Consider the following 23,237-nt stretch of genomic DNA (forward strand, 5'->3'; position numbering starts at 1 on the left):
CAGTTATTATTCGGTCTCTTCCGTGTTTTCATTAGCATCCTTTTTAGCTTCTTTTAAACATTTATCTACAAATTCCTCAATTTTCTTTTGAGGAACGATGGGTATGCCTTCTTGGCTTAACAATTGATTTAAAGCCTTTAGCATTGTCTTTCCGATGCCTTGATGCCGATAAGAAGGATTGACACTCACATGTTCAATGATAGCCTTATCCTCTTCTAAATGAATGCCTATAGCTCCCAAAATATCGTCTTCATCTTTCCATAAAAAAAGTTGCCATTCATCATTTTCTTCATATTTTTTAATCGTTTTTTGAAGTTTTTTTATATCTTTCTCAGTTGGTACAAAAGAAAGAAGCCCCATGGCTATTTTTTCGTAACTTTTTTTATATCGAATTAACATATTATACCCCTCATTAATTATGAGTACCTAAATTCCCATAAACATTATAAACAAAAAAGTATCTTTTTGCTATATTATATCCAAACTTTTAATAAATGTTCATTAAAAATAAGCCAAATATTATATGATACTCTTCATTTCTCTAAAAATAAGAAGAGCCATATCTAAACTAAGGATAAAATGAACGTCATGTTTAAGTCTATCATCAATTCAATGACAATAAAAGAGGTTGTTCAAAAAGTCACCAAATGATAAGCTACGAATCCTCGGCGCCCGCTTGTTTTTCCGGTCCTCATGTAGTAAAAACCTACATTCTGGTCCTCAAAACAGCGCCGCCTTGATCTTCTTGCTTCTAATTTGCCGCCTTTTTGAACACACAATAAAAGGGTAAAGAAAGATCCTCTGGTTTTAACCAGAGGATCTAGTCTAAAATTAATGCGTAGGTTCTTGTGAATACGAACAATCAAAGCGAACTAAATCTTCATATGTTTCCCTTTGAATCACTAATTTTGATTCACCATTTTCTACAAACACAACAGCGGGTTTTGGCAACCGATTATAATGATTTGCCATTGAATATCCATAGGCACCTGTACATAGTACAGCTAAAATGTCTCCACTTTCACTTTTTGGAATTTTCGCATCATGAATTAAAATATCACCTGACTCACAACATTTTCCTGCGATCGTGACAACTTCGGTATCCTTAGCATTCGCCTTATTTGCCAATACGGCTTCATATTTCGCCTGATACAAAGCTGGTCTAAGATTATCTGCCATGCCGCCATCAACAGAGACATATTTACGAATACCTGGAATGGTTTTGTATGAACCAAGTTTATAAAGTGTGGTTCCTGCTTCACCCACAATAACACGACCAGGTTCAACCCAAATTTCAGGAATAGGCATTTGATGGGCATCACTTTCCGCCATCACAGTGGTAACAATGGCATCTATATAGGTTGAAATAGGAAGTGGCTGATCATCATTATTGTATTTAATACCAAAACCACCGCCAACATTGAGTACTTCGCAAGAAAAATCAAGTTCCTTTTTCCATTCTGATAAATAGTTATAAATATTCTTAATTGCAAGTTTGAATCCTTCAGTGTCAAAAATTTGCGATCCAATGTGACAATGAAGTCCTCTCAGCTGAAGATAAGCCGAATTCATCACTTGTTTTACCGCTTCTTCTGCAGCACCATTGACTAGGCTGAAACCAAATTTAGAATCTTCTTGTCCAGTCATAATATAATCATGTGTGTGTGCTTCAACACCAGGCGTAATGCGCAATAATATATTAACGGGTTTTTGTCTTTCCTTACACAAATACTCTAAGCACTCAATTTCATAGAAATTATCAATGATAATAGTACCGATATTGACATTTAAAGCATAGTCTAACTCATCAATCGTTTTGTTATTACCATGAAATTGAATATTTTTAGCAGGAAAGCCTGCTTTAATCGCTGTAAATAATTCTCCCCCAGATACCACATCTAGAGATAAACCTAACTCATTCGCTAACTGAACCATAGCAATGCTTGAAAATGCTTTACTTGCATAAGCAACATGCCAGGTTAAGGATGGATATTTTGAGAAAGCCGATTGAAAAGCCTTTGCTTGATTACGAATGTGTTGGACATCATAAACATATAATGGTGATCCATATTGTTTGACTAAGTCAACGGTATCCACCCCACCTATGGTAAGATGTCCTTTTTCGTTGACATGTTGTATTCCACGCAATATTACCCTCTCCTTAAGTTAATAAAATGCGTGTTCAAAAAGACTAAAATAAGAATATCTTAAAAAATGACAAACCAAGCTGAGGATTTATCTCATCAACCAAGCCAAAGCAGAGAACCTAGATAATAGGTTACAGATCTCTTTTTGTCAACTTTTTGAACAACTAGAAAAAGTCATTTCAAATGTATATAAAAAAGCCTATGCAACGAAGTACATAAGCTTTTTTAAGCCGTACCTCATTGAGCAGTAGTCCTCCACTATATATTAGATCATAGTGATCATTATAGTGACAATTTAGTGCTTGTTCAACACTAAACCAGTACATCTATCTTAGGTATAAATAAGATGACTTCGGCAATTTGACCTTTCAAGAACCTTCATTGCTCCCTTCGCTCAGGTGTCTTTACTCATTCGCCTTGCACCCCTATTCTCAATAAAGAGGTCATATGAAATTATTTGCTATTCTAACATGTTGCTATAAAAATGACAAGCATTCATTTAATAACAATAAATACAAAATCATTTTTATGACTTATTAAGTGACATTAACCATTATCCTGCTTTGGCATCCGATACTTGTCTTGTGGTTTTAAAATGCTTGGGCGAATTCGTGCTGTCGGCATGGCTCTTCTGAGCATAATATTATAAAACCCTGTCGGATTGAAAGGGATTAATGGCCATAAGTAAGGTATATTGAGGTTTTGAACTCTGGCCAAGTAAACGATAAACACGGTAACGCCAATAACAAAACCTGGAACACCGAAGACACTAGCTAAAACGGTTAAAATAAGTCTAGTGATTTTATTAGCAACCCCTAATTCGTAGCTTGGCGTTGCATATCCTCCGATTGCAGCAACGGCAGCATACAAAATGACTTCAGGTAAAAAAATACCTACTTGAATAGCGATTTGCCCAATTAAAACTGCCGCAATAAGGCCAAGTGCTGTTGATAAAGCCGTAGGAGTATGTACCGCCGCCATTCTTAATATCTCAATCCCAAGTTCTGCAAGGATAATTTGAAAAAGTAAAGGTAAATGGTAATTGTGTTTATTCGGACCAATAAAATTCAGATTACCAGGAAGAAGATGATGTTGCACAAGCAATATCCACAAAGGAAGTAAAAAGACAGATGTAAAAATAGCAATAAATCTGATCCATCTCGTCATCGCCCCAACAGCAACAACTTGCCTGTACTCTTCAGCATGCTGAACATGATGAAAAAGAGTGACAGGGATGATGATCACACTTGGTGATGTATCTGCGATGATAATGATATGGCCTTCAAGAAGATGGGCTGCGGCAACATCCGGCCGTCCCGTATAACGCACCATCGGATAGGGGTTCCAACCTTGTTTTAAGATAAATTCTTCAATTGATTTATCTGCCATTGGAATACCATCTACATTTATTTTTTTCATTTCACTTCGTACAGCTTTAAGCAAATCTGGATTAACAACATCCTTTAAATAGCTAATGCAAACGTCCGTTTTTGAACGTTCACCGACTTGAAGCAACTCATTTCGAAATCGTTCATCACGAATCCGTCGTCTAATTAGTCCAATATTTTCAATGATATTCTCTGTAAATCCATCTTTTGAACCACGAATGACTTTTTCAACGTCAGGTTCTTCGGGTGTTCTTCCAGGATAGTGACGAGTATCTACAACGATTCCGACATTTTCCCCATCGATAAGAAGGATGATCAGCCCAGAAAGCATTTTATCAACGACTTCATCAAGCGATGTTATTTCACTTACTTGTAGGTGTGAAAAATGCGTTTTTAACAGATCAAACATATTTCTTGCCCCATTATGGTTATCCGTAATGAAATTCATATTTTGAATTAAGGCAACAATAACCGGCGTTTCGACAAGCGAATTGCTGTAGAAGATTGACATTTCTTTGCCTAGCATCTTCAAATCACGATGTCCTACGTCAAAATTAAATGGGCCAATATCTAATCTTGATTTTAAATAATCTACATTGTCTTTTAATCGTTTATGAATGGGTGTCTTTTTCACTACTGTTGTCATAAAAGCCACTCCTTTCTAAGATAAGTTTTATCGCAGATACGGTTATTGGTGTACCTTTTTCAATCGTATCCATACCGCGCATCTTCCCTAGGTCTCCAATCCCTACAACTAGAGGAATCCTCAAACGGTCTAATACGTAGACCGTATCTCCTGAAATACGTCCTAATTCTAAATCTGGGAGCCCTTCTTTATCCACCCCATATTCCGTTAGTTGTCCCGTGTTATCTATACTAACATCAACCCTTGTCCACTCATGGTTGGCGCTGTTTGACGCTACGGCTAAAACACCTAGCACATGAATACTCTTGTTACTCGCAACGTATTCAAGTGCTTGTTCTCCTTGTCCCTTACCGTTAAATCCTGAATCATCAAACATAACAAGAACTGGATCCGTTGGAGCTTTAAGTATCTTACTTACGATATCTTGACCACTAAGAACCGTTGGATTGCCTGCTGATTGAGATATACACCCGCAATGAAGAAGCTTAGCAGCATTCTCAACGGCCTCTCTTGCATATTGATCACCATCTGTAATAAGAATGACATGTTTCATCAACCTCACCCCTTAGGTTTAAAAATGAGTGCGACAATAAATCCAAACAGAATCGCAGATGTTATACCAGCAGAAGTTAGTTTAAAGACCCCCATCAAAATACCGATATAACCATGCTCATGGCCTTCAGCCATTGCACCATGGAGAAGCGAATGTCCAAAACTTGTTATAGGTACAGATGCACCGGCTCCTGCGAACTCAATTAACTTATCGTAAATGCTAAAGACATCCAAAGCTGCTCCTATAACTGTAAAAGAAACAATCACATGGGCGGGCGTTAGTTTAAAAACATCTAAGAGAAGTTGACCAACGACACAGATTAATCCACCAACAAGAAAAGCGTATAAAAAAATCATGAATTTTGACCTCCTGCTGCTTCTAAAACGACTCCATGTGCGATACACGGAATGGTTTCTTTTTGCATGATAACAGTCGGATTTAATAAGGCTCCTGTAGCCACAACAAGAACCCTTTTTATCGTGCCCTTCGTTAATTGTTTTACCAGATGTCCATATGTGACCACTGCTGAGCAAGCACATCCGCTCCCACCAGCACTCACCGGCTGATTTGGCCTATAAATCATTAAACCGCAATCATGGTGATTCTGACTGATGTCTAATTTTTTCTCTAATAATAGTTGTTTTAAGATTGGACTTCCGACACTCGATAGATCACCCGTTACGATCATATCAAAATCCTGTGGGTTATAATCTGTATCTTGAAAAAACGTATAAATGGTATCGGCTGCAGCTGGTGCCATCGCCGTCCCCATATTATTTGGATCCCCAATTCCCCAATCAATGACTTTGCCTATAATGGCTTCTTTAACGATGACATGAGATGTCTTTTGGGATAACAAGGCAACACCTGCACCTGTGACTGTAAATGTTTTTGTTTTTACAGTCGGACCACCATATTCCGTCGGATAACGAAATTGTCTTTCAGTTGCTCCATTATGGCTGCTGACCCCGCATAAAGCCGTTTGTGCATAGCCACTATCAATAAGCTGAGCTCCCAAAGCGAGGGATTCCATTGAAGTGGAGCACGCCCCGAAGAGTCCTAGAAAAGGGATTTGAACTTCTCTGGCAATAAAGTTCGATGTGACGGTTTGATTTAACAAATCACCAGCGAGAAAGATATCAATATTTTTCGTAGTCTGATTTGCTTTATTTAAGCAAATGGTAATCGCTTCTTGAAGTAATTTTCTTTCAGCTGCTTCCCAATTCTTTTCGTCACAATGTAACTTATCAAACCACTTATCAAAACTATCTTTTAAAGGTCCTTGTGATTCTAGTGGACCTACCGTAGTGCCTGTGGAGTTGATATAGATTGGTTTCTCAAATCTCCATGTCTGTTTTCCGATTTTACCCATATAACATTCCTCCTCATCACTTTAATAAGTGTTCAATAAATAAACGAATCGCACCAAAAACAGTAGCTGATACGACTCCAAAGACGATAACCGCTCCAGCTAATTTGAATAAATTTGTTGCAATACCAAGGACGATCCCTTCACTTTTCGATTCAAGCGCGGCACTTGTTATTGAATTTGCAAATCCTGTAACTGGGACGAGAGAACCAGCTCCTGCATATCGAGCAAACTTATCGTATACACCAAAACCTGTAAGAAGTGCTGAAATAAGAATCAATGTCGCACTCGTTAGATTTCCTGCGTTATCCTCTGTAAAGTGAAAAGAATGTATATACATCTCCTGAAGGCTTTGACCAATAACACAAATAGCACCACCAAATAGAAACGCCTTTAAGCAATTCATAAAATATGGAACGGAAGGCTGATAAGATTTCATGTTTTTGCTATAATTTTTTGGATCATTTAATTTGACCATATCGATTTCCTCCTGTCTTAAACACATTTTTTATATTTTGACAAAAATGGCCCAATGAAATAATGAGCCAAAGATCTTACCAAGAACGATCGCCATAAGTAGAGTTAATATTTGTTGATGTATTCCAATCCGCTTAGAAACAATTGGGATAACATTAAGTACCTCAGTCAAAGCTGCTGCAACCATTCCGATGAAGATACCAGAAAATAAACCGATTGGTATTACTAGTAAAACGGGAAGGGATAGTTGATCATTTCTTAACCCAAACCAAGTACCAGAAACAGCTCCTGCAATGACGCTCCACTCATAGAATCTGATTTTATTCTTTGTTTTTGTCATTTGAACAAGTCTGGGTATGATCCCTAGGACCGTCAGCGTAGCTACAAAACCCCCACCTGTTATTAATCCGCCAGCTAGACCAATCAGTATAATGAATACATCTTTAATCATATTTCTCTTTTTCCTTTTTTTTGCTTTCATTTAATATGACAAATTGATCTAGGTCTTGTTGATAATTAAACATTTCAATTTCCAAAGGACTAGGCTCTTCATTGAATTTCTTTTTGAAAACATGATTAAAAAAAAGAATCATTCCAAGACCTAAACCAATTGAATAAGGAATCTGTAGAAGGAGTGGTTGTGCATTTTTCTCTCCTGTAATTAAATAATATATTTTTTCATGAACGCTCCCCATGGTCACATCTTCATGAAAATTAATAATGGCTAGACCTGAACCGATAAACAATAACACCCAAACAAACATAAATAAGAGAGGATGTCTACGATGTTTATGATGTGATTGAACTTCAATAATGGTTTGGTTAGGGCCTACAATTTGGATATCAGCCTCTGGATAGTCAGAATAGATCGCATCAATGATCTCCATCACGTCAATAACAAGATAAGTACTATCTTCTGGAGTAATCTTATGAATATTTTTCTTCTTAATTTTTGTTACAACGTGACTCGGACCAATGATTTGAGCAATGTGTTGAACTTGAACGATATCATGACACCTGGCTTGAAACTTTGGACGCAATCTTACATAGAGAGAAATAACACCCATGTTTCTATTCCTCCTTATAGACTTAGTATTACTTAATCTCCGCCATTCATGCTCAAACTCATCATTTCCATTAATTACATTTTTCTTAGCCTTCTTGTTTCTAATTTGTCACCTTTTTGAATATGTACTTTATAACTTAAACTTTTTTACTTTCTTAAAGAGGTTGTTCAAAAAGTCACCAAATGATAAGCTACGAATCTCGGCGCCCGCTCGTTTTTCCGGTCCTCATGTAGTAAAAACCTACATTCCGGTCCTCAAAACAGGGTCGCCTTTTTGAACATGCACTTAAAGTGCAAAAAAAAGACACTTGGCATTATTCCACCATGTGTCCTTTAATTTCCTCTAATATTTTCTTTTCTAATCGTGAAACTTGTACTTGTGAAATGCCTAACCTTTTGGCTACCTCTGTCTGTGTTTGGTCTTTATAGTAGCGCAAGTAAACAATCAAACGTTCCCGTTCCTTCAATTGCTCGACTGCTTCTTTTATGACGATTTGATCAAACCATTTCCCTTCATCTTTGTCAGAAATTTGGTCTAGTAAGGTAATGGGATCACCATCATTTTCATAGACGGTTTCATGGATCGATGAAGGTGCCCGAATCGCTTCTTGAGATAAGACGACATCTTCAGGTGATAATTCGAGTGCCTCCGCGATTTCATTCACTGTTGGATTACGCCCTAACTTTTTCGATAGTTCGTCTTTTTTCTTTCGTACCTTATTTCCCGTTTCCTTCAGCGAACGGCTAACTTTGACCACGCCGTCATCACGAATAAATCTTTGAATCTCACCTATAATCATGGGTACCGCATACGTTGAAAATTTTACGTCATATGAGAGATCGAATTTATCTACCGACTTTAATAAACCAATGCATCCAATCTGAAACAAATCATCTGCTTCATATCCGCGATTGGAAAATCGTCCAACAACGGACCAAACGAGCCGGAGATTTTTCTGAACAATCATATCTCTAGCATCTTTATTGCCAGATTGGCTTTCTCTTATTAGATTCTTGATTTCTGCATCATCCAGTAAGGGTTCTTTTGCCGTTTCTTTTCTCACCTCGAGATCCATAGGCCCTGCTCCCTAATTCACAATGGTTTTACTTCCGACAAAATGCTTTGTCAGATAAATGGTTGTTCCTTCATTCGGTTCCGAATAGACTTCAATTTTATCCATAAAACTTTCCATAATGGTAAAGCCCATGCCTGATCGCTCAAGTTCTGGTTTCGTGGTAAAGAGAGGCTGGCGTGCTTCTGCTAGATCCTTAATTCCAATACCGGTGTCCCGTATCATAATGTTAACCGTACGATCAATCATTTCCGCATGGATCTCTACTAATCCCTCCCCTTTATTTTCATAACCATGAATAATCGCATTTGTAACCGCCTCAGAAACGACGGTTTTTATTTCGGTTAATTCATCCATTGTTGGGTCTATCTGTGCAACAAATGCGGCAACCGTGACACGTGCAAAAGACTCATTTTGACTAAGTGCCGAAAACTTAATATGTATCTCGTTCCGCATTATGCCACCCCCAATGTTTGTAAGGCATAATGTTCATCCTCTTCATAACGAATGATCTTAAACATACCTGACAATTCAAATAACCGACGTACAGCAGGAGAGATTGAGCATACGACCATCTCTCCACCAAGGCTCGCAATTTGCTTATAACGTCCTAAAATAACCCCAAGCCCTGAACTATCCATAAATTGTAATTGACCTAAATTCAATAAAATATGTTGTACAGCTTTTTGTTTCATCAAATCATTAACCTGATTTCTCAAATCTTCGGCTGTATGATGATCTAATTCCCCTTCTAAACGAATACAGAGAACTTCGTATTTTACATCCAAATCAATTTGAAGACTCATCTGTCCTCTCCTCCTTTTATTTCGGATAATGAAGGTTTCTCTATCTATCTTTTGATTTCCTTCACCATGACAAAACTAGTGATCATTCGACGTAACTAGTTAAAATCTATAAAATAGTGCCAATCCTTGTAGAACCCGCACATCAAGAAACATCAGTGTACGATTTTACCCATGCTTTGTTTAAATAACTGCCACCATGAAGCTTCTTTAATGTCTTGGTTAATAACAAGGGGCGTTTTAGCTAATACTTTGTTATTTTTTCTTAATTCATAATAACCAACGACTGTTCCTGCTTTTAACGGTGCTTGAAGATGTTTTTTGATCACCATTCTCTTCTTCACATTTTTACCTGAGTCACTTTTTTTCAACAGAAGAACAACGGGTTTCTGAGTTACTACAGGTACATTTTGTTTCTCCGATTTACTAATGTTTACAATTTTTACTGTATGGTTTTTATTTATTAATTTTTTAGTTTTATAATTGGCAAAAGCTTGATCTAACAACTGAGCCATTTTTTTATTTCGATCCTTCGGTGTTTGGGCACCCATAACAACGGCAATGATACGCATATTATTTCGAGTAGCTGTAGCCGTTAAACAATACTTCGCCTCGTTTGTAAAACCTGTTTTCAAACCATCAACACCAGGATAGGTCTTTATCAATTTATTTGTATTAACTAGCCAAAATTTATTTTCGGTGTCTTCACGTAAATAATCTTCGTATCTTGACGTATACCCGAGTACTTTTTCATGATCGAGTAAAGCTTTGGCCATGATCGCCATATCATGAGCAGATGAGTAATGTCCATCTACTGGCAAACCCGTTGGATTTTTAAAATGAGTATGTTTAAGACCTAGTTTTTTGGCTTCTTTATTCATACGATTAACAAAATCTTTCTCTGATCCGGCTATGTATTCAGCCATTGCGACAGATGCATCGTTTGCCGAGGCGATAGTTATCGCTTTTAGCATCTCATCAACGGTCATTGTTTCCCCTGGTTCGAGAAAGACTTGTGATCCCCCCATTGAGGCTGCATGTTCACTGACTGATACTTTATCTTTGAGTGAAAAATCATGACGATCTAATCCTTTGAAAATTAAGAGTAACGTCATAATTTTGGTCATGCTAGCTGGTGGAAGTTCTTTATTACTATCTTTTGTAAATAGAACTTTCCCTGTTTCCTTTTCAATCACAAAGGCCGATTTCATTTGTTCGGCTGCATCTTTCTTTTCTGTTTTACTTTTTGCATAAGTGAATCCTTGACTTCCTAATGATGAAAATAAAAGGATGACACTTAGTCCTATAGATACCAAAATCTTCAACGAATATCCCTCCTTATAATCTTCTATAGTCTTACCAAAAAAGGCAAAACTATACGGGAAAATAGGAGAAATTTATCGCTTCATTTCATTATTTATAGATCCCTTTTATCTCGTTTCTGAACCTCGCATGACTAAAGCTACGAGTGTTCTCGGCTATTTCATAAACTAAGATGGAAAGCGTTTTATTTGACTATCAAGTAGAGAAGAAAACAAGTTTTTTTCATTGTCTCATGCCATATTTACATATATGATAGGAATGGTAAATAGCTCACGATCATTGGGGGAGAAAAAGGAATTATGATAAAACTTATTGCGATTGATTTAGATGGAACGCTTTTAAATAACGAGAAAAAAATAACAGACCGAACAAAAGATGCATTAAAAAAAGCAAAAAATCAAGGGGTTAAAATTGTCTTGTGTACAGGTAGGCCTCTATTAGGAATGGTTCAATATCTTGATGAACTAAATCTTAGAGAAGATGAAGATTATGGGATTACTTATAACGGAGGTCTCGTTCAGAGGACAAAAACAGGTGAAGTGATTTCTGAAATAACCATGTCAAAAAAAGATATTGAGAGCCTTTATGAACTGAGCCAAACGTTAGAAGTACCAATGAATTTTATTGATCTAGAACGCGTCTATTCGCCGGCACCTCCAAACGGGAAACCTTCTTTATATGGTGAAATCATGAAAGCATTACCTTTTGTTACATCGGATATTAGGTCGCTTCCAGAAGATATCAAAATAAATAAAGCTCTTTTTTGCATTGATCAACCCATTCTGGATGCTGCGATAAATAAAATTCCTTGCTCATTTTTTGAGAATTATACCATGATGAAATCTAGACCTGTTTTACTTGAAATTATGAATAAAAATGTCGATAAAGGAAAAGGTCTTCAAGCATTAGGGCAACATCTTGGGATAAAACAAGAAGAGATGATGACTTTCGGTGACGAAGAAAATGATCTGGCCATGATTGAGTATGCAGGTTGGGGAGTTGCAATGGGAAATGCGATTGATAAAGTAAAAGATGCTGCCCAGTTTATCACACTAACAAATGAAGAAAATGGTGTCGCATACGCCGTTGAGAAATTTGTCATAAATAAATAATTAGAATTAATTAAACCTTCAGGTAGATCGTTTTCCCACCTAAACTTCAGTAGCCCGAATTAAAATCGGGCTTTTTACACTTTAATAAAGAAAAATTTAAGGTATAAAGTGTAAGTGCAACTAGCCTAATCTTCTTCGATTAAGCATCGAGTTGTCTATAAGGCGAAGCCGTAGTGACACATTCTAGGCCTCTGTTCTAGCGCCTTACAGGCTTGCCAATCCGCAAGTTTTCTTTACACTTTAATAAAGAAAAATTTAAGGAATAAAGTGTAAGTGCAACTAGGCCTCTGTCTGCGCCTTACAGGCTTGCCAATCGGCAAGTTTTCTTTATGATTCTATCTTCTAAATTTCCCTTTCAAGTATGCCTTTAATCTATTATCTCAATTTCCGGTCTTCCTTTACCAGATTGACGGCTAAATTCCCTATAACTAACAATTATGATTTAAGTCTACTCGTTTTTTATCTAATTTTTGAAAATAAAGAGATTCAACCAGTCAATAAGGACAAACCAAGCATATACTAGAAAAAAAAATATAGATTGAGATGACAATCTTTAATAAGGAGGTTATCTTGTGGGTGAATATAAAATCATTGTAGAGACCACCAGCAGCAACCAACGGGCAAAGGAACAGTTTCATTTTTTAAAACAAAATCAAATTGATAGTCGATTAATAACGCTCACTTTTGATAGACAAAAATTGTATAGTGTACAAGCGGGACCCTACTTTGCGAAAAAAGAAGCACTAGAACATGTTGATAAAATTAAAGGTCTTGGCATACGACATGCTTTTATAACAAGTAATACGGACTAAGAGTTGTTTCTATAACTACCTTAAATAGAATAAAAGCAGTAACTAGCTTGTTATCTGCTTTTATCGTTTCTCTTTATTTCCTTATGACACTATAAACGATGCCTTCTTTTTCAAACGGATTTTCTTGGACGTCATAGGATTTATTCAATCGATCGATAACTTCTGATACATGATCTCTATTGGCATGTATCGTGAAAATAACATCATCATGGTTAAGCTCATCACCCAATTTCTTATGCATCGTAATTCCAACACTATGATCAATGGGGTCACCTTTTTCTTTCCTACCTGCTCCAAGAAGCATAGCTGCTATTCCAATACCTTCAGAATCTACACGATGTAAATAGCCTTTCTGTTTGACATGAACATCAATGTGGTATTTTGCTTGTTTGGCTTCGAGTGATTTTAAGTTACCGCCTTGTCTTTTAATGAAGGTTTTAAACCTATCGTAAGCCGAACCGTCTTTAAGCTTTGATAATAATGATTGATATGCCACGTCGACTTGGTCAAATATCCCACCTAAAACAACCATATGCGATGCGATGGTCAGACAAAGTTCCTGTAAATCTTCTGGCCCTTCCCCTTTCAAAGTTTGAATGGCTTCCCGGACTTCATTTGCATTGCCAATTTCATGTCCAAGAGGTTGGTTCATACTACTAATGACAGCGACTGTTTTGCGATTTAAAGACTCCCCAATCGTGACCATGGCCTCAGCTAAACGTTTGGCTTCATCCATCGTTTTCATAAATGCGCCTGTTCCAACTTTCACATCAAGTACGATCGCATCCGCTCCAGATGCGAGTTTCTTGCTCATAATGGAGCTAGCAATGAGAGGGATCGATTCAACCGTAGCTGTGACATCACGAAGCGCATAGAGCATCTTATCGGCAGGAACTAAGTGTCCTGTTTGACCTGATATAGCGATCTTCACATCATTCACCTGTTTGATAAATTCAGTTTCAGAAAGCTCAGTTTTAAAGCCATCAATGGACTCGAGCTTATCAATCGTTCCACCTGTATGACCTAATCCCCGCCCACTCATCTTCGCGACTGGAACCCCGACAGATGCTACGAGCGGACCAACAATAAGACTTGTCTTATCCCCCACACCACCTGTTGAATGTTTATCTACCTTGATTCCCTGAATAGCAGTTAAATCAATAACATCGCCTGATTTGACCATTTCATCGACTAGAAAGGATAACTCTGTCTCTGACATTCCTTTAAAGAATATGGCCATCATTAATGCTGAAACTTGATAATCTGGGATGTTCTCTTTTACATAACCTTGAATAAAAAATTGAATTTCCTCATGTGTTAGTTCAAATCCATCGCGCTTTTTATGAATAATGTCCACCATTCTCACATTGAATCCCCCTAACTTGATAGGTTACAGGCCGGTTATTAGCCTATCTTTTTAACAATTCCTTTAATCAATTGAACAAACTGATCTTTTATTTGTTCGGTTATCTCTATGACTTCCTGGTGAGACAAGGGTTGATCTAGAATGCCACTCCCTGCATTTGTAATACAAGATATACCAAGAACATTCAATTTAGCATGCTTGGCCACGATAACTTCGGGTACTGTCGACATACCTACTGCATCACCACCAAGTGTTCGTATCATTCGCACCTCAGCGGGTGTTTCGTAGTTAGGGCCTGGAGTCGCAAAGTAAACCCCTTCTTGAATAGAAAGACCCATGTCGTTTGCTGCTTCCTTTGCTGCTTCAATTAGTGCTGGATGATACGGTTTTGACATATCTGGAAAACGATCACCTAAAGTGTCATCATTTGGTCCAAATAAAGGATTGTTACCTAACATATTAATATGGTCAGTGATGACCATTAAGTCCCCTGGTTTGAAGGAGAGATTCACGCCGCCTGCTGCATTCGTCACAATTAGTGTGTTAATGCCTATTTCTTTCATGACTCGAACAGGTAGAGTGACTTGTTTTAAGTCGTATCCTTCGTAATAATGATATCTGCCCTGCATGGCTATGACTGGAATACCTTCTAGTTTTCCAATGACAAATTGACCCTTATGACCTTTAACTGTCGAAGTTGGAAACCCTGGAAGAGACTCATATGGAATGTGGACTGATTCTGTTAGTTCATCAGCCAATATACCTAAGCCAGATCCAAGAATAAGACCTATTTTAGGATTAACTGTCATTTTTTCTTGTAAAATAGACGCTGCTTCATTTATCGTTGATATCATCAAAATCACCTCAAACTTAAATTTTATCTAAGAAACTTTCCCCATGTTTAGGCATCTGAATATTGAAGTTATCACTAATAGTCGCTCCAATATCTGAAAAAGTTTTACGAAGCGGAAGCGAATGCCCTTCTTCAATATTTTGATGATAGACAAACAGCGGAACGAATTCACGGGTATGATCCGTCCCTTTATACGTTGGGTCATTCCCATGATCTGCTGTTATAATCAAACAATCATCGGGAGTCATCTTAGCTAAAATTTGGGGCATGCGTTGGTCAAAAGCTTCTAAGGCTTCTCCATACCCAATGGGATCCCGGCGATGACCATATTTAGCATCAAAGTCAACAAGGTTTAGAAAAGCTAAACCATGGAATGGTTCATCCATCACGTCTAATAGCTTGTCTACTCCATCCATGTTATCCTTCGTACGAACACTTTTGGTTACTCCTTCGCCATCATAGATATCAGAAATTTTCCCTAAAGCGATAACATCTAATTTTTGATCTTTCAATTCGTTCATGACGGTATGTCCAAAAGGTTTTAAGGCATAATCATGACGATTGGGCGTCCGTTCAAAATGGCCAGGTTCCCCAACAAATGGACGTGCGATAACGCGGCCAACCATATATCTTTCATCTTTTGTCATTTCTCTAGCTATATCACAAATCTTGTACAGTTCATCTAAAGGAACTATAGACTCGTGAGCCGCAATTTGTAAGACCGAATCCGCAGACGTGTAAACAATTAATGCCCCTGTCTTTATATGTTCTTCACCTAGTTCATCAAGAATTTCTGTTCCTGATGCCGGTTTATTTCCTATAATCTTTCGACCCGTTTTTTCCTCTAAAGCCTCAATTAATTCCTTTGGGAATCCATTAGGAAATGTAATAAAAGGTTTTTCGATTTTTAGTCCCATAATTTCCCAGTGACCCGTCATGGTATCTTTTCCATTTGATGCTTCTTGCATCCGACCATAATGAGCTTTAGGATGTAAAGTAGGAGAGATTCCTTTTATATCATCTCGTATACATCCTAATCCAAAGGACTCGAGGTGCGGTAACGTTAATCCATTCATTTTTTCTGCGATATGCCCTATTGTGTCGACTCCATAGTCATCGAATTTTAAAGCATCAGGTGCCTCACCTATTCCAACTGAATCCAATACAATGAGGAAAACCCTTTTAAAATTTTCTACCATTTTTTATTGCCTCCAATTACTTTATGTGATGTGGGTGTTCAAAAAGGTGACAAATGAAAAGGGTTACTGGCTAAGTTACGCTGGCATCTTGCAAGAAACGCCAGTTACTTTCCCGTCTTGGGCGTCGGAAGGCTAAGTGAGGCGCTGTTCCTTAGGACCGGCATTCCTCGCGTTGTGGTAGCTTCAACTTTGTTCTACATGGCGTGAGCGATTTTAGCCAGAGATCCCCTTATATCCACTACATGAGGACCGAAAAAACAAGTGGCGCCGAAATTCATAGCTTATCATTTGGTGACTTTTTGAACAACCTCTTTATGAACGAGGATGATATCTTGAGAAAACATCTTTCATACTGTGTTTAACTTGACTAGCATATATCTGTGTCGTCGATATATCAACGTGCCCAAGCATTTCTTGTATTGAAATAATATCTGCACCATTTTGAATGAGATGTGTCGCAAACGTATGTCTAAGAGTATGTGGTGTAAGTTCTTTTTCAATATGAGCTTGTTTAGCCAATGACTTTAGTATCTTCCAAAGCCCTTGTCTCGTTAATCGATCACCTCGTCTGTTAACAAAAAAAGCATCCTTATCTCGCTTATGTTTGACAATTTTCGGCATACCCTCTTGAATATATTGCTTAAGTGCCGTGATCGAAGGCTTTCCAAGAGGAATAACCCGCTCGTTCCTCCCATGTCCGGCCCGAATATACCCCATCTCTAAATGAACATCAGCCTGATTTAATTGAATGAGCTCCGTCGCTCGAATACCTGTCCCATAAAGGACTTCAAGAATCGCACGATCACGTATACCAGTAGGCACAAGTATGTTAGGTACATCAAGGAGTCTATTAACTTCCTGAATCGTTAGAACAGAAGGAAATTTCCGGGATACTTTTGGGATATTGATCTCATAGGCAGGATCATGCTGTATTAATCGATTCTCCAGTAGATAATGATGAAAACCTTTTATACTCGCAACCTGCCTGGCAATCGTCGCTGGTGCTTTCCCTTCATCCTTTAGAGAATAAAGATAACGTGATATCGTCGATGTAACCACTTGATCCCAGTATTGAATATGTACGGTTTGCCGCAAAAAACGAATATACTGAGTAAGATCACGGTGATAAGCTTCTCTTGTATTTTCTGATAGGCGTCGATCCATTTCTAGATAATGAAGAAACGTATCCAATTGATCCTGCATCATCATTCCCCATTTCTAAAAAATTCCATTAATCTTGGAAACCAATTCTGCTTCGTCATTTGTTCTTCATCTACTGTATAGGATACTTTAATTGCTCTTCCAATCGGTTCATCGTATTTATGATAGCTTTCCTCTCGTCTATCCAAATGATTCAAAGCATAATAAAAAAAAAGCGTTAAAACAACAAAAAGGATAAGTACACGGCATGTTTCAATCAATCCACTATAAAAATTCTTCACCCATTTTCACCATCCGTCTAAAGGTTGTCTTTCTTTACTATATGACGATGATGAGTTAATCTTTACTCTTTATAGTGTGTATCTCGTAAATTCATGGGCACCCCTCAATCACTTTCTCCGTGATAGAGAGATAGATTGGGTTATACAGATTTTGATTAATAAATTAAAGCTTTATATTATGTATTATATCCAATTTTGGCATTAAGTAGATAGTAAGAACCTATTATCTATCTATAAAATTTATAAATAGTATTAGTCATTCATACGGATAGAATTCACTTTAAAATGGTAGATTTATAAAGTTAAATAAAGATAAAACCTTCTCCATAGGAAAAGGTCTACTTAACGACTGATATGTTGTTCTTTTTGTTCCACCCCTGTATGTTTATTAACACAGCGATGGCAAATACCATGGAAAGTTAAACGATGGTCCTTAATTTTAAAGTGCCAATTTCGTTCAACCACTTTTTCTACATCGCCAAGAAGATCTTCCTGGATTTCATCTACCGCACCGCACTCAATGCATACTAAATGGTGATGAAAATGTGCTGCACCTTCTTGCCTTAAATCGTAGCGGGAAACGCCATCTCCAAAATTGATTTTGTCTACAACTTTCAACTCAGATAACAGTTCAAGTGTTCGATACACCGTTGCAAGTCCAATTTCCGGTGCCTTATCTTTTACGAGGAGGTAAACATCTTCTGCACTTAGATGATCTTCTTCATTTTCTAGAAGAACACGAACGGTAGCTTCTCTCTGTGGTGTTAGTTTATATTTCCGAGAATGTAATTGTTTCTTTATTCGATTAATCCTACTTTCCAAAACATACCCCTCCCTCGCCTTTACACAAACGTATTATAATCCTTGACAAGAGAAGTGTCAAATTAGAATAATTATAATTTAAAATTTGAACTTATTATTAAATGATAATCAATTAATGAACAATACTTCGAATGATCACTGGAGATATATAAGCCTCATAAGTCGAAACAAATAATAATAAGAGACAAACGAGAACCATAAATAAACCATAACGGATAAATTGAGGTAATAAAGGAGCTTTTCGAGTTTTCATTAACAATTGCCGAAACATTTTCAATGAAAAAGAAATGGAAACAGCTCCTGTAATAATAAAAAGAGGAACAATAAAGACATTCTGTGGAAAGACACTCGCCAGTGAGACCCAAAAACCATGGAATCCCATTTGATTGACAAGGAAACCAACCGTAAATCCAAGAACAATCCCTTTTAAGAAGAGTAGGATAAAGATTATAGGTAGACCGATTACCGATAATCCTAGAATCCACATGAACCCCATATATTGTACGTAATTTGTAAAGCTTTCAGCAAGCATATTTTTAGGTGAAGCTACATTGCCTTTTGACAATTCTGTGAAAAAACGACTGATATAAGTATAAAGATCTTTCTTAGACTCATAAGGTAAACTATTGACAATGATAGCGCCAAAGATAACACCCATTAAGAATAAAACGACGACAAAAGTATATATTGGAAGATTTTCCTGAACATGTTTCATGACGATTCTTTTTATCTTTAGATTCATTCACTAGACCTCCTCGAATAGCTTATAATTAAGTCTATGAAAATTGAGGAAATCTATGACTTTAAAATCTAGTATATTAAACTTGTTCATCGTTCAATTATGCTACGTCAAAAAATATTGACCCTCTTCCCATACCACTAAATATAGGAAAAGACTGTTTTCGCAACACATTGTTTTTGGCTAGTATTTTGGAGAAACATGAGAGGTGGAAGGACAAATAAAGTAAAACTTCAATCAGCGGGGGTTTTTCGACGCACAGGATGTGCTAGTGCAGGCGTTGCGACAGGACGTTGCGTTTTTAGCCTCGTCATCCCCCATTGATTGTATGCCTGAACCAATCGGGCTTTTACAGGCAGTTATCCCCCACCTAGAAATTATCGTTTACACTTATTACCTTGGGGGTGGGGGTCTTTACTAGCCGTTAGGGCGGGATAAATTTCTCATGTTCAAAAAAAAGTGTCATGTTAGCGCAACAAGACAAAGCTTTAGCCTTGTCTACTAGACCCAAAAACAACGTGCCACAATCTCTTAGGTAAAAAGCCTTAAAAAAAGAATGACGTCTAATAGCGAATTCCTCATAGATAAAATGAATTACTTCTGGCTTAATTGAATCATTTGTAAATACTGAATCGCATAAACCGTTTTTGCATCATAGATTCGATGATCTTGAATCATTTGAAGAGCTTCGTTAAGCTCAACTTCTTCAATTTCAAGAAATTCATCTTCATCAAGATGTGGTTTTCCTTTGACTAAATCAGTCGCAACATAGACATGCAGGAGTTCATCTGAAAAACCTGGTGATGTATAAAAAGACACCAAATGCTGGACCGACCCACAAGTATAACCTGTTTCTTCTTCCATTTCCCGGATAGCTGATGATTCTGGTTCTTCACCTGGTTCTAATTTCCCAGCTGGTATTTCATAAATTTCTTTCTCTAATGGTTTTCGATATTGTCTCACTAAGATGACTTTATTATCGTCTGTTTGCGCAATAACAGCGACAGCCCCAGGGTGTTTCACGATCTCCCGCTTACTTTTGGCTCCATTTGGTAGTTCAACGTCTTCCACTACCAGTTGGACGATACGTCCATTAAATATGGTTTCTGAAGATAATGTTTTCTCTTCAAATTGACTCATTTTTCTTCTTCCTCTCACTTTTTATTTTTATCCTATCCATTTTATATTCACTACCCACGTTTAACTTCTCTATCTTAAACGTTGTTATTAAAACAATCTACTTTTTTGAAATGAAAAAATCAATATGTATATCCATAAATTGTATATCTCTCTTGCTGCTAATCTAGTATAATGAAACAATAGTAACTATTTTCTAAAAACAATCGTTATAGAAGTTGTTCAAAAAGTCAACAAATGATAAGCTGCGAATCTCGGTGCCCGCTTGTTTTTCCGGTCCTCATATAACAAAAGCCTACATTCCGGTCCTCAAAACTGCGCCGCTCTTAGCTTCCGACGCCCAGGACGGGCTAGTACTGGCGTTTCTTGCAGGATGCCAGCGTACTTAGCCAGTAACCCTTTTCATTAGTCACCTTTTTGAACTCGCACTTATACTCTATGTCAATACATTTTTTAATACAGAAATGCAGGTGATCATTCATGGAAAAAAGCATTCCAAAGAGAAGAAAAAAATCATTTCATTTATTTATTCCTGTTAAAAAATCTCGAAATTTCCGCTACTTATGGATCGGCAATTCGTTATCTACTCTTGGCAGTTCAATCAGTATGATTATTCTTCCTATTTTAGTCCTTCAATTAACCCATTCTACGGTTTCGATGGGAATTGTAATGGCCTGTTATATGTTACCTAACGTCATTATTCTTCCATTTGCGGGAGTCATTGTTGATAAGGTAAATCGCATTCATTTATTGATTCTGATGGACGCTTTTCGCGCTCTAATAAGCTTTCTAGTCATGGGATTAGGTTTATCAGGACTATTAACGATGCATATGTTGTATGTAGGAGCTGCTATACTTGGTTTAACCAGCGGCCTGTTTCAGCCTGCTTACTCTGCTCTTCGTGCTACGGTGTTTACGCCTGACATTCGAACTGCTGCCAATTCATTAAACCAATTAAGTGTTCAAGCCATGTCACTCATCGGTCCTCCCATCGGAGGCATTATCGCTTACAAGTCTGCTTCGATTGGTTTTGGGATCGACGGCGTAACCTATCTTATTTCATTAATAAGTTTACTATGTATGACGAATGATAAAAAAAGTCATCCTGTGAGTCATACTAGCGGGAATAGATTTAACTGGAAAGATCTTTTGGGCGGCATCCAAACTTTGAAACAATCGACTTGGCTTTGGGTCACTATACTTGCTTTTAGTTTTATTAACATCTGCACAACTGGAATTATAAGTATCATCATTCCTTGGTTAATCAATGTTCATTATCATTTAGAACCTGTTGTTTATGGCTTGGTGATGTCTGGAGAAGGATTCGGTGCAGCTGTAGCCGCTTTTATCTTTGGAATGCGAAGAAGATGGCATTTCCGTGGCTACATGGCTTATATTGGGACTGGCATTTATGGGCTTGTCTTATTGCTCATGACTTTTGTTTCTTGGCCACCACTTCTTGTTTTACTTATGGTAGCTGGTGGTATGGGGATTATGACGTTTAGCTTAGTTTGGGAAACGAGTCTTCAAGAACTCGTTTCAGATGAATCATTTGGGCGTGTTGCTAGCCTTGATATGCTTGGTTCCTTCGCCTTACTGCCGGCTGGTTATCTTTTTACTGGCTGGTTTTCGAAAGTCGCTGGTGGCATAACGGCAATGACCATCTTAAGTAGCGTCGTTCTTGTGACTGTTCTCATTGTTTTGTGCATACCAAAAATACGGCAGTTTGACTGAATGAAAAAGCCTCATGGTGGGGCTTTTTTTCAATCAATGGTTTTTTTATAACAATCACATGACGTTAAATGATCATTGACCATCCCTGTGGCTTGCATATAGGCGTAACAAATGGTTTCACCTACAAATTTAAATCCTTTTTTCTTCAATACTTTACTCATTTCTTTTGAAATTAAACTAGAACTTGGTACTTCACTCGATGACTCAAAATGGTGAACAATGGGTTCCCCACCAACAAACCGCCAAATAAATGTACTAAAAGGTTCTTCTTTTTCAATTTCTAGAAAAGCCTTAGCATTTGTAATAATCGCTTCAATTTTTCCGCGATGGCGAATAATCCCTTCATTCTGCATTAATGTTTCCACTTTCTTTTCATCATACTGTGAAATCAGTTCTGGCTTAAAATGATCAAAAGCCTCACGATACGATTCTCTTCTTTTTAAAATGGTTATCCAGCTTAGCCCAGCTTGCATCCCTTCAAGACAAAGCATTTCAAATAGTTTAAGCCGATCATATTCAGGCATTCCCCACTCATGGTCATGGTAGCTGATATATAAAGGATCTTCTGTCACCCAATCGCATCGATTCATATCAAATTCCCCTCGTTCATCTAAAACAATTTTTTTAAAAGATTTTTTATTAAGTCCATTATAAACGAACATACATTCTTTTTCCAGTATTAATCGAATATACATTCGTATATAATAAATGTATATGAGGTGATAAAATGACATCCATTCTTTTAACATCAGACGAAGAACAATTAATTAATCAGTTTATTCTCCTTCCTATTGTACGTCAGGTTCTTGAACGAGATAAACAAATGATTAAAGAATGTTGTCTGTCTTTTTACGACGTCTATGAAGAGATATTTGACCAAGCGATCAGAGCTGTTTCAATTGATATTCGTCACACAAAACAGTTGATTTTTGAAAAAAAAATAAGGTACAAAAAAAATGGGATTCTGAATTATGAAATCTATGTACGTGGATGGCAACACCATACCCACTACCATCATATCATTGCAAAACAATGGGTACAAAAACGACTTGAAAAGTATCTCTTGAATTAGTCAAAAAATAAGCGTCCTAAAATAGTTTGACCTCACATAATGCGTTCGATTTCCCATCTCATTTGCATTTGTTTTATAATGAAATTAGGGTATACTAGAAACTT

26 protein-coding genes and 1 riboswitch are annotated in these 23,237 nt (G+C 37.3%); of the genes, 4 read left to right on the forward strand and 22 right to left on the reverse strand.

Features of this window, described 5'->3' with window-relative positions; genetic code table 11:
* Positions 1–6: 6 nt before the first annotated feature.
* The 13 genes from FG390_RS08370 to FG390_RS08430 form a co-directional block, all read right to left on the reverse strand.
* Entirely contained in the window at positions 7–399 is a 393-nt protein-coding gene (locus tag FG390_RS08370) for a GNAT family N-acetyltransferase (RefSeq protein WP_141190593.1), read from the reverse strand.
* A 432-nt stretch (positions 400–831) separates the two neighbouring features.
* Positions 832–2,148 carry a diaminopimelate decarboxylase gene (gene lysA, locus FG390_RS08375; protein WP_258311628.1) on the reverse strand — a complete coding sequence of 439 codons (1,317 nt, stop codon included), beginning with the start codon at positions 2,146–2,148 and terminating at the stop codon, positions 832–834.
* A 239-nt stretch (positions 2,149–2,387) separates the two neighbouring features.
* A riboswitch (Lysine riboswitch) is annotated at positions 2,388–2,583 on the reverse strand.
* 110 nt (positions 2,584–2,693) lie between these two features.
* Complete coding sequence (locus FG390_RS08380) at positions 2,694–4,181, reverse strand: spore germination protein (RefSeq protein WP_141190595.1); 1,488 nt, start codon at positions 4,179–4,181, stop codon at positions 2,694–2,696.
* The gene (gene spoVAEA / locus FG390_RS08385; protein ID WP_141190596.1) at positions 4,147–4,737 is read right to left on the reverse strand and encodes a stage V sporulation protein SpoVABEA; all 591 of its coding nucleotides are present in this window, start codon (positions 4,735–4,737) and stop codon (positions 4,147–4,149) included. Before spoVAEA ends, FG390_RS08380 begins: the two co-directional genes overlap by 35 nt.
* Before the next feature lie 2 nt (positions 4,738–4,739).
* A complete protein-coding gene (gene spoVAE, locus FG390_RS08390; RefSeq protein ID WP_141190597.1) occupies positions 4,740–5,090 on the reverse strand; it encodes a stage V sporulation protein AE in 351 nt (116 codons plus the stop codon).
* Positions 5,087–6,106: a stage V sporulation protein AD gene (gene spoVAD, locus FG390_RS08395; RefSeq protein ID WP_141190598.1), complete on the reverse strand. Its 1,020-nt coding sequence runs from the start codon at positions 6,104–6,106 to the stop codon at positions 5,087–5,089. The genes spoVAE and spoVAD overlap by 4 nt, the downstream gene beginning before the upstream one ends.
* A gap of 16 nt (positions 6,107–6,122) precedes the next feature.
* Positions 6,123–6,581 carry a stage V sporulation protein AC gene (spoVAC, locus tag FG390_RS08400; protein WP_141190599.1) on the reverse strand — a complete coding sequence of 153 codons (459 nt, stop codon included), beginning with the start codon at positions 6,579–6,581 and terminating at the stop codon, positions 6,123–6,125.
* Positions 6,582–6,611: 30 nt separating this feature from the next.
* Positions 6,612–7,031: a stage V sporulation protein AB gene (locus FG390_RS08405; RefSeq protein WP_141190600.1), complete on the reverse strand. Its 420-nt coding sequence runs from the start codon at positions 7,029–7,031 to the stop codon at positions 6,612–6,614.
* Positions 7,024–7,647 (reverse strand): stage V sporulation protein AA, encoded by a 624-nt coding sequence (locus FG390_RS08410; RefSeq protein ID WP_141190601.1) that lies wholly within the window; start codon positions 7,645–7,647, stop codon positions 7,024–7,026. The genes FG390_RS08405 and FG390_RS08410 overlap by 8 nt, the downstream gene beginning before the upstream one ends.
* 313 nt (positions 7,648–7,960) lie before the next feature.
* Positions 7,961–8,722: an RNA polymerase sporulation sigma factor SigF gene (gene sigF / locus FG390_RS08415; protein WP_141190602.1), complete on the reverse strand. Its 762-nt coding sequence runs from the start codon at positions 8,720–8,722 to the stop codon at positions 7,961–7,963.
* A gap of 12 nt (positions 8,723–8,734) precedes the next feature.
* Complete coding sequence (spoIIAB, locus tag FG390_RS08420) at positions 8,735–9,175, reverse strand: anti-sigma F factor (protein ID WP_141190603.1); 441 nt, start codon at positions 9,173–9,175, stop codon at positions 8,735–8,737.
* Positions 9,175–9,525 carry an anti-sigma F factor antagonist gene (gene spoIIAA, locus FG390_RS08425; RefSeq protein WP_141190604.1) on the reverse strand — a complete coding sequence of 117 codons (351 nt, stop codon included), beginning with the start codon at positions 9,523–9,525 and terminating at the stop codon, positions 9,175–9,177. Before spoIIAA ends, spoIIAB begins: the two co-directional genes overlap by 1 nt.
* Positions 9,526–9,677: 152 nt before the next feature.
* The gene (locus FG390_RS08430; RefSeq protein WP_219995050.1) at positions 9,678–10,847 is read right to left on the reverse strand and encodes a D-alanyl-D-alanine carboxypeptidase family protein; all 1,170 of its coding nucleotides are present in this window, start codon (positions 10,845–10,847) and stop codon (positions 9,678–9,680) included.
* Positions 10,848–11,144: 297 nt separating this feature from the next.
* Here FG390_RS08430 and yidA point away from each other — a divergent pair, with 297 nt between their 5' ends.
* Both yidA and FG390_RS08440 read left to right on the forward strand, forming a co-directional pair.
* The gene (gene yidA, locus FG390_RS08435) at positions 11,145–11,957 is read left to right on the forward strand and encodes a sugar-phosphatase (RefSeq protein WP_141190605.1); all 813 of its coding nucleotides are present in this window, start codon (positions 11,145–11,147) and stop codon (positions 11,955–11,957) included.
* A gap of 572 nt (positions 11,958–12,529) precedes the next feature.
* On the forward strand, positions 12,530–12,769 hold the full coding sequence (locus tag FG390_RS08440) for an SPOR domain-containing protein (protein ID WP_141190606.1): 240 nt from the start codon (positions 12,530–12,532) through the stop codon (positions 12,767–12,769).
* Between the two features lie 73 nt (positions 12,770–12,842).
* Here FG390_RS08440 and FG390_RS08445 read toward each other — a convergent pair whose 3' ends face one another.
* The 8 genes from FG390_RS08445 to FG390_RS08480 all read right to left on the reverse strand — a co-directional run bounded on the left by FG390_RS08445 (position 12,843) and on the right by FG390_RS08480 (position 20,330).
* Positions 12,843–14,135 (reverse strand): pyrimidine-nucleoside phosphorylase, encoded by a 1,293-nt coding sequence (locus FG390_RS08445; RefSeq protein ID WP_141190607.1) that lies wholly within the window; start codon positions 14,133–14,135, stop codon positions 12,843–12,845.
* Between the two features lie 38 nt (positions 14,136–14,173).
* The gene (locus FG390_RS08450; protein WP_141190608.1) at positions 14,174–14,989 is read right to left on the reverse strand and encodes a purine-nucleoside phosphorylase; all 816 of its coding nucleotides are present in this window, start codon (positions 14,987–14,989) and stop codon (positions 14,174–14,176) included.
* Between the two features lie 16 nt (positions 14,990–15,005).
* On the reverse strand, positions 15,006–16,187 hold the full coding sequence (gene deoB / locus FG390_RS08455; RefSeq protein WP_141190609.1) for a phosphopentomutase: 1,182 nt from the start codon (positions 16,185–16,187) through the stop codon (positions 15,006–15,008).
* Between the two features lie 312 nt (positions 16,188–16,499).
* Positions 16,500–17,390, reverse strand: coding sequence for a site-specific tyrosine recombinase XerD (gene xerD, locus FG390_RS08460; protein WP_141190650.1), 891 nt, complete (start codon positions 17,388–17,390; stop codon positions 16,500–16,502).
* Between the two features lie 2 nt (positions 17,391–17,392).
* Entirely contained in the window at positions 17,393–17,629 is a 237-nt protein-coding gene (locus FG390_RS08465) for a DUF4227 family protein (RefSeq protein WP_141190610.1), read from the reverse strand.
* A 342-nt stretch (positions 17,630–17,971) separates the two neighbouring features.
* Positions 17,972–18,451, reverse strand: coding sequence for a ferric iron uptake transcriptional regulator (gene fur, locus FG390_RS08470; RefSeq protein ID WP_141190611.1), 480 nt, complete (start codon positions 18,449–18,451; stop codon positions 17,972–17,974).
* A 112-nt stretch (positions 18,452–18,563) separates the two neighbouring features.
* Positions 18,564–19,193 (reverse strand): stage II sporulation protein M, encoded by a 630-nt coding sequence (gene spoIIM, locus FG390_RS08475; protein ID WP_141190612.1) that lies wholly within the window; start codon positions 19,191–19,193, stop codon positions 18,564–18,566.
* 591 nt (positions 19,194–19,784) lie between these two features.
* The gene (locus tag FG390_RS08480; protein ID WP_141190613.1) at positions 19,785–20,330 is read right to left on the reverse strand and encodes an NUDIX hydrolase; all 546 of its coding nucleotides are present in this window, start codon (positions 20,328–20,330) and stop codon (positions 19,785–19,787) included.
* Positions 20,331–20,807: 477 nt separating this feature from the next.
* Between FG390_RS08480 and FG390_RS08485 the strand changes: the two genes are divergently transcribed.
* Positions 20,808–22,061 carry an MFS transporter gene (locus FG390_RS08485; RefSeq protein WP_141190614.1) on the forward strand — a complete coding sequence of 418 codons (1,254 nt, stop codon included), beginning with the start codon at positions 20,808–20,810 and terminating at the stop codon, positions 22,059–22,061.
* Between the two features lie 29 nt (positions 22,062–22,090).
* Here FG390_RS08485 and FG390_RS08490 read toward each other — a convergent pair whose 3' ends face one another.
* Positions 22,091–22,651 (reverse strand): DNA-3-methyladenine glycosylase I, encoded by a 561-nt coding sequence (locus tag FG390_RS08490; protein ID WP_141190615.1) that lies wholly within the window; start codon positions 22,649–22,651, stop codon positions 22,091–22,093.
* Positions 22,652–22,788: 137 nt separating this feature from the next.
* On the opposite strand from FG390_RS08490, the gene FG390_RS08495 reads away from it, so the two are divergent.
* On the forward strand, positions 22,789–23,133 hold the full coding sequence (locus FG390_RS08495) for a YhjD family protein (RefSeq protein WP_141190616.1): 345 nt from the start codon (positions 22,789–22,791) through the stop codon (positions 23,131–23,133).
* The last annotated feature ends 104 nt before the right edge of the window (positions 23,134–23,237 follow it).

The organism is Terrilactibacillus laevilacticus, assembly GCF_006517395.1.
In the GTDB taxonomy this organism is placed as follows: domain Bacteria; phylum Bacillota; class Bacilli; order Bacillales; family Sporolactobacillaceae; genus Terrilactibacillus; species Terrilactibacillus laevilacticus.

What these genes read in the sequence shown, in the direction of transcription:
- FG390_RS08370 (WP_141190593.1), bottom strand. Translation starts at nt 399, where the DNA reads ATGTTAATTCGATATAAAAAAAGTTACGAAAAAATAGCCATGGGGCTT.
- FG390_RS08380 (WP_141190595.1), bottom strand. Translation starts at nt 4,181, where the DNA reads ATGACAACAGTAGTGAAAAAGACACCCATTCATAAACGATTAAAAGAC.
- spoVAE (WP_141190597.1), bottom strand. Translation starts at nt 5,090, where the DNA reads ATGATTTTTTTATACGCTTTTCTTGTTGGTGGATTAATCTGTGTCGTT.
- spoVAD (WP_141190598.1), bottom strand. Translation starts at nt 6,106, where the DNA reads ATGGGTAAAATCGGAAAACAGACATGGAGATTTGAGAAACCAATCTAT.
- spoVAC (WP_141190599.1), bottom strand. Translation starts at nt 6,581, where the DNA reads ATGGTCAAATTAAATGATCCAAAAAATTATAGCAAAAACATGAAATCT.
- FG390_RS08405 (WP_141190600.1), bottom strand. Translation starts at nt 7,031, where the DNA reads ATGATTAAAGATGTATTCATTATACTGATTGGTCTAGCTGGCGGATTA.
- FG390_RS08410 (WP_141190601.1), bottom strand. Translation starts at nt 7,647, where the DNA reads ATGGGTGTTATTTCTCTCTATGTAAGATTGCGTCCAAAGTTTCAAGCC.
- sigF (WP_141190602.1), bottom strand. Translation starts at nt 8,722, where the DNA reads ATGGATCTCGAGGTGAGAAAAGAAACGGCAAAAGAACCCTTACTGGAT.
- spoIIAB (WP_141190603.1), bottom strand. Translation starts at nt 9,175, where the DNA reads ATGCGGAACGAGATACATATTAAGTTTTCGGCACTTAGTCAAAATGAG.
- spoIIAA (WP_141190604.1), bottom strand. Translation starts at nt 9,525, where the DNA reads ATGAGTCTTCAAATTGATTTGGATGTAAAATACGAAGTTCTCTGTATT.
- yidA (WP_141190605.1), top strand. Translation starts at nt 11,145, where the DNA reads ATGATAAAACTTATTGCGATTGATTTAGATGGAACGCTTTTAAATAAC.
- FG390_RS08450 (WP_141190608.1), bottom strand. Translation starts at nt 14,989, where the DNA reads ATGATATCAACGATAAATGAAGCAGCGTCTATTTTACAAGAAAAAATG.
- deoB (WP_141190609.1), bottom strand. Translation starts at nt 16,187, where the DNA reads ATGGTAGAAAATTTTAAAAGGGTTTTCCTCATTGTATTGGATTCAGTT.
- xerD (WP_141190650.1), bottom strand. Translation starts at nt 17,390, where the DNA reads ATGCAGGATCAATTGGATACGTTTCTTCATTATCTAGAAATGGATCGA.
- spoIIM (WP_141190612.1), bottom strand. Translation starts at nt 19,193, where the DNA reads ATGAATCTAAAGATAAAAAGAATCGTCATGAAACATGTTCAGGAAAAT.
- FG390_RS08480 (WP_141190613.1), bottom strand. Translation starts at nt 20,330, where the DNA reads ATGAGTCAATTTGAAGAGAAAACATTATCTTCAGAAACCATATTTAAT.
- FG390_RS08485 (WP_141190614.1), top strand. Translation starts at nt 20,808, where the DNA reads ATGGAAAAAAGCATTCCAAAGAGAAGAAAAAAATCATTTCATTTATTT.
- FG390_RS08490 (WP_141190615.1), bottom strand. Translation starts at nt 22,651, where the DNA reads ATGAATCGATGCGATTGGGTGACAGAAGATCCTTTATATATCAGCTAC.
- FG390_RS08495 (WP_141190616.1), top strand. Translation starts at nt 22,789, where the DNA reads ATGACATCCATTCTTTTAACATCAGACGAAGAACAATTAATTAATCAG.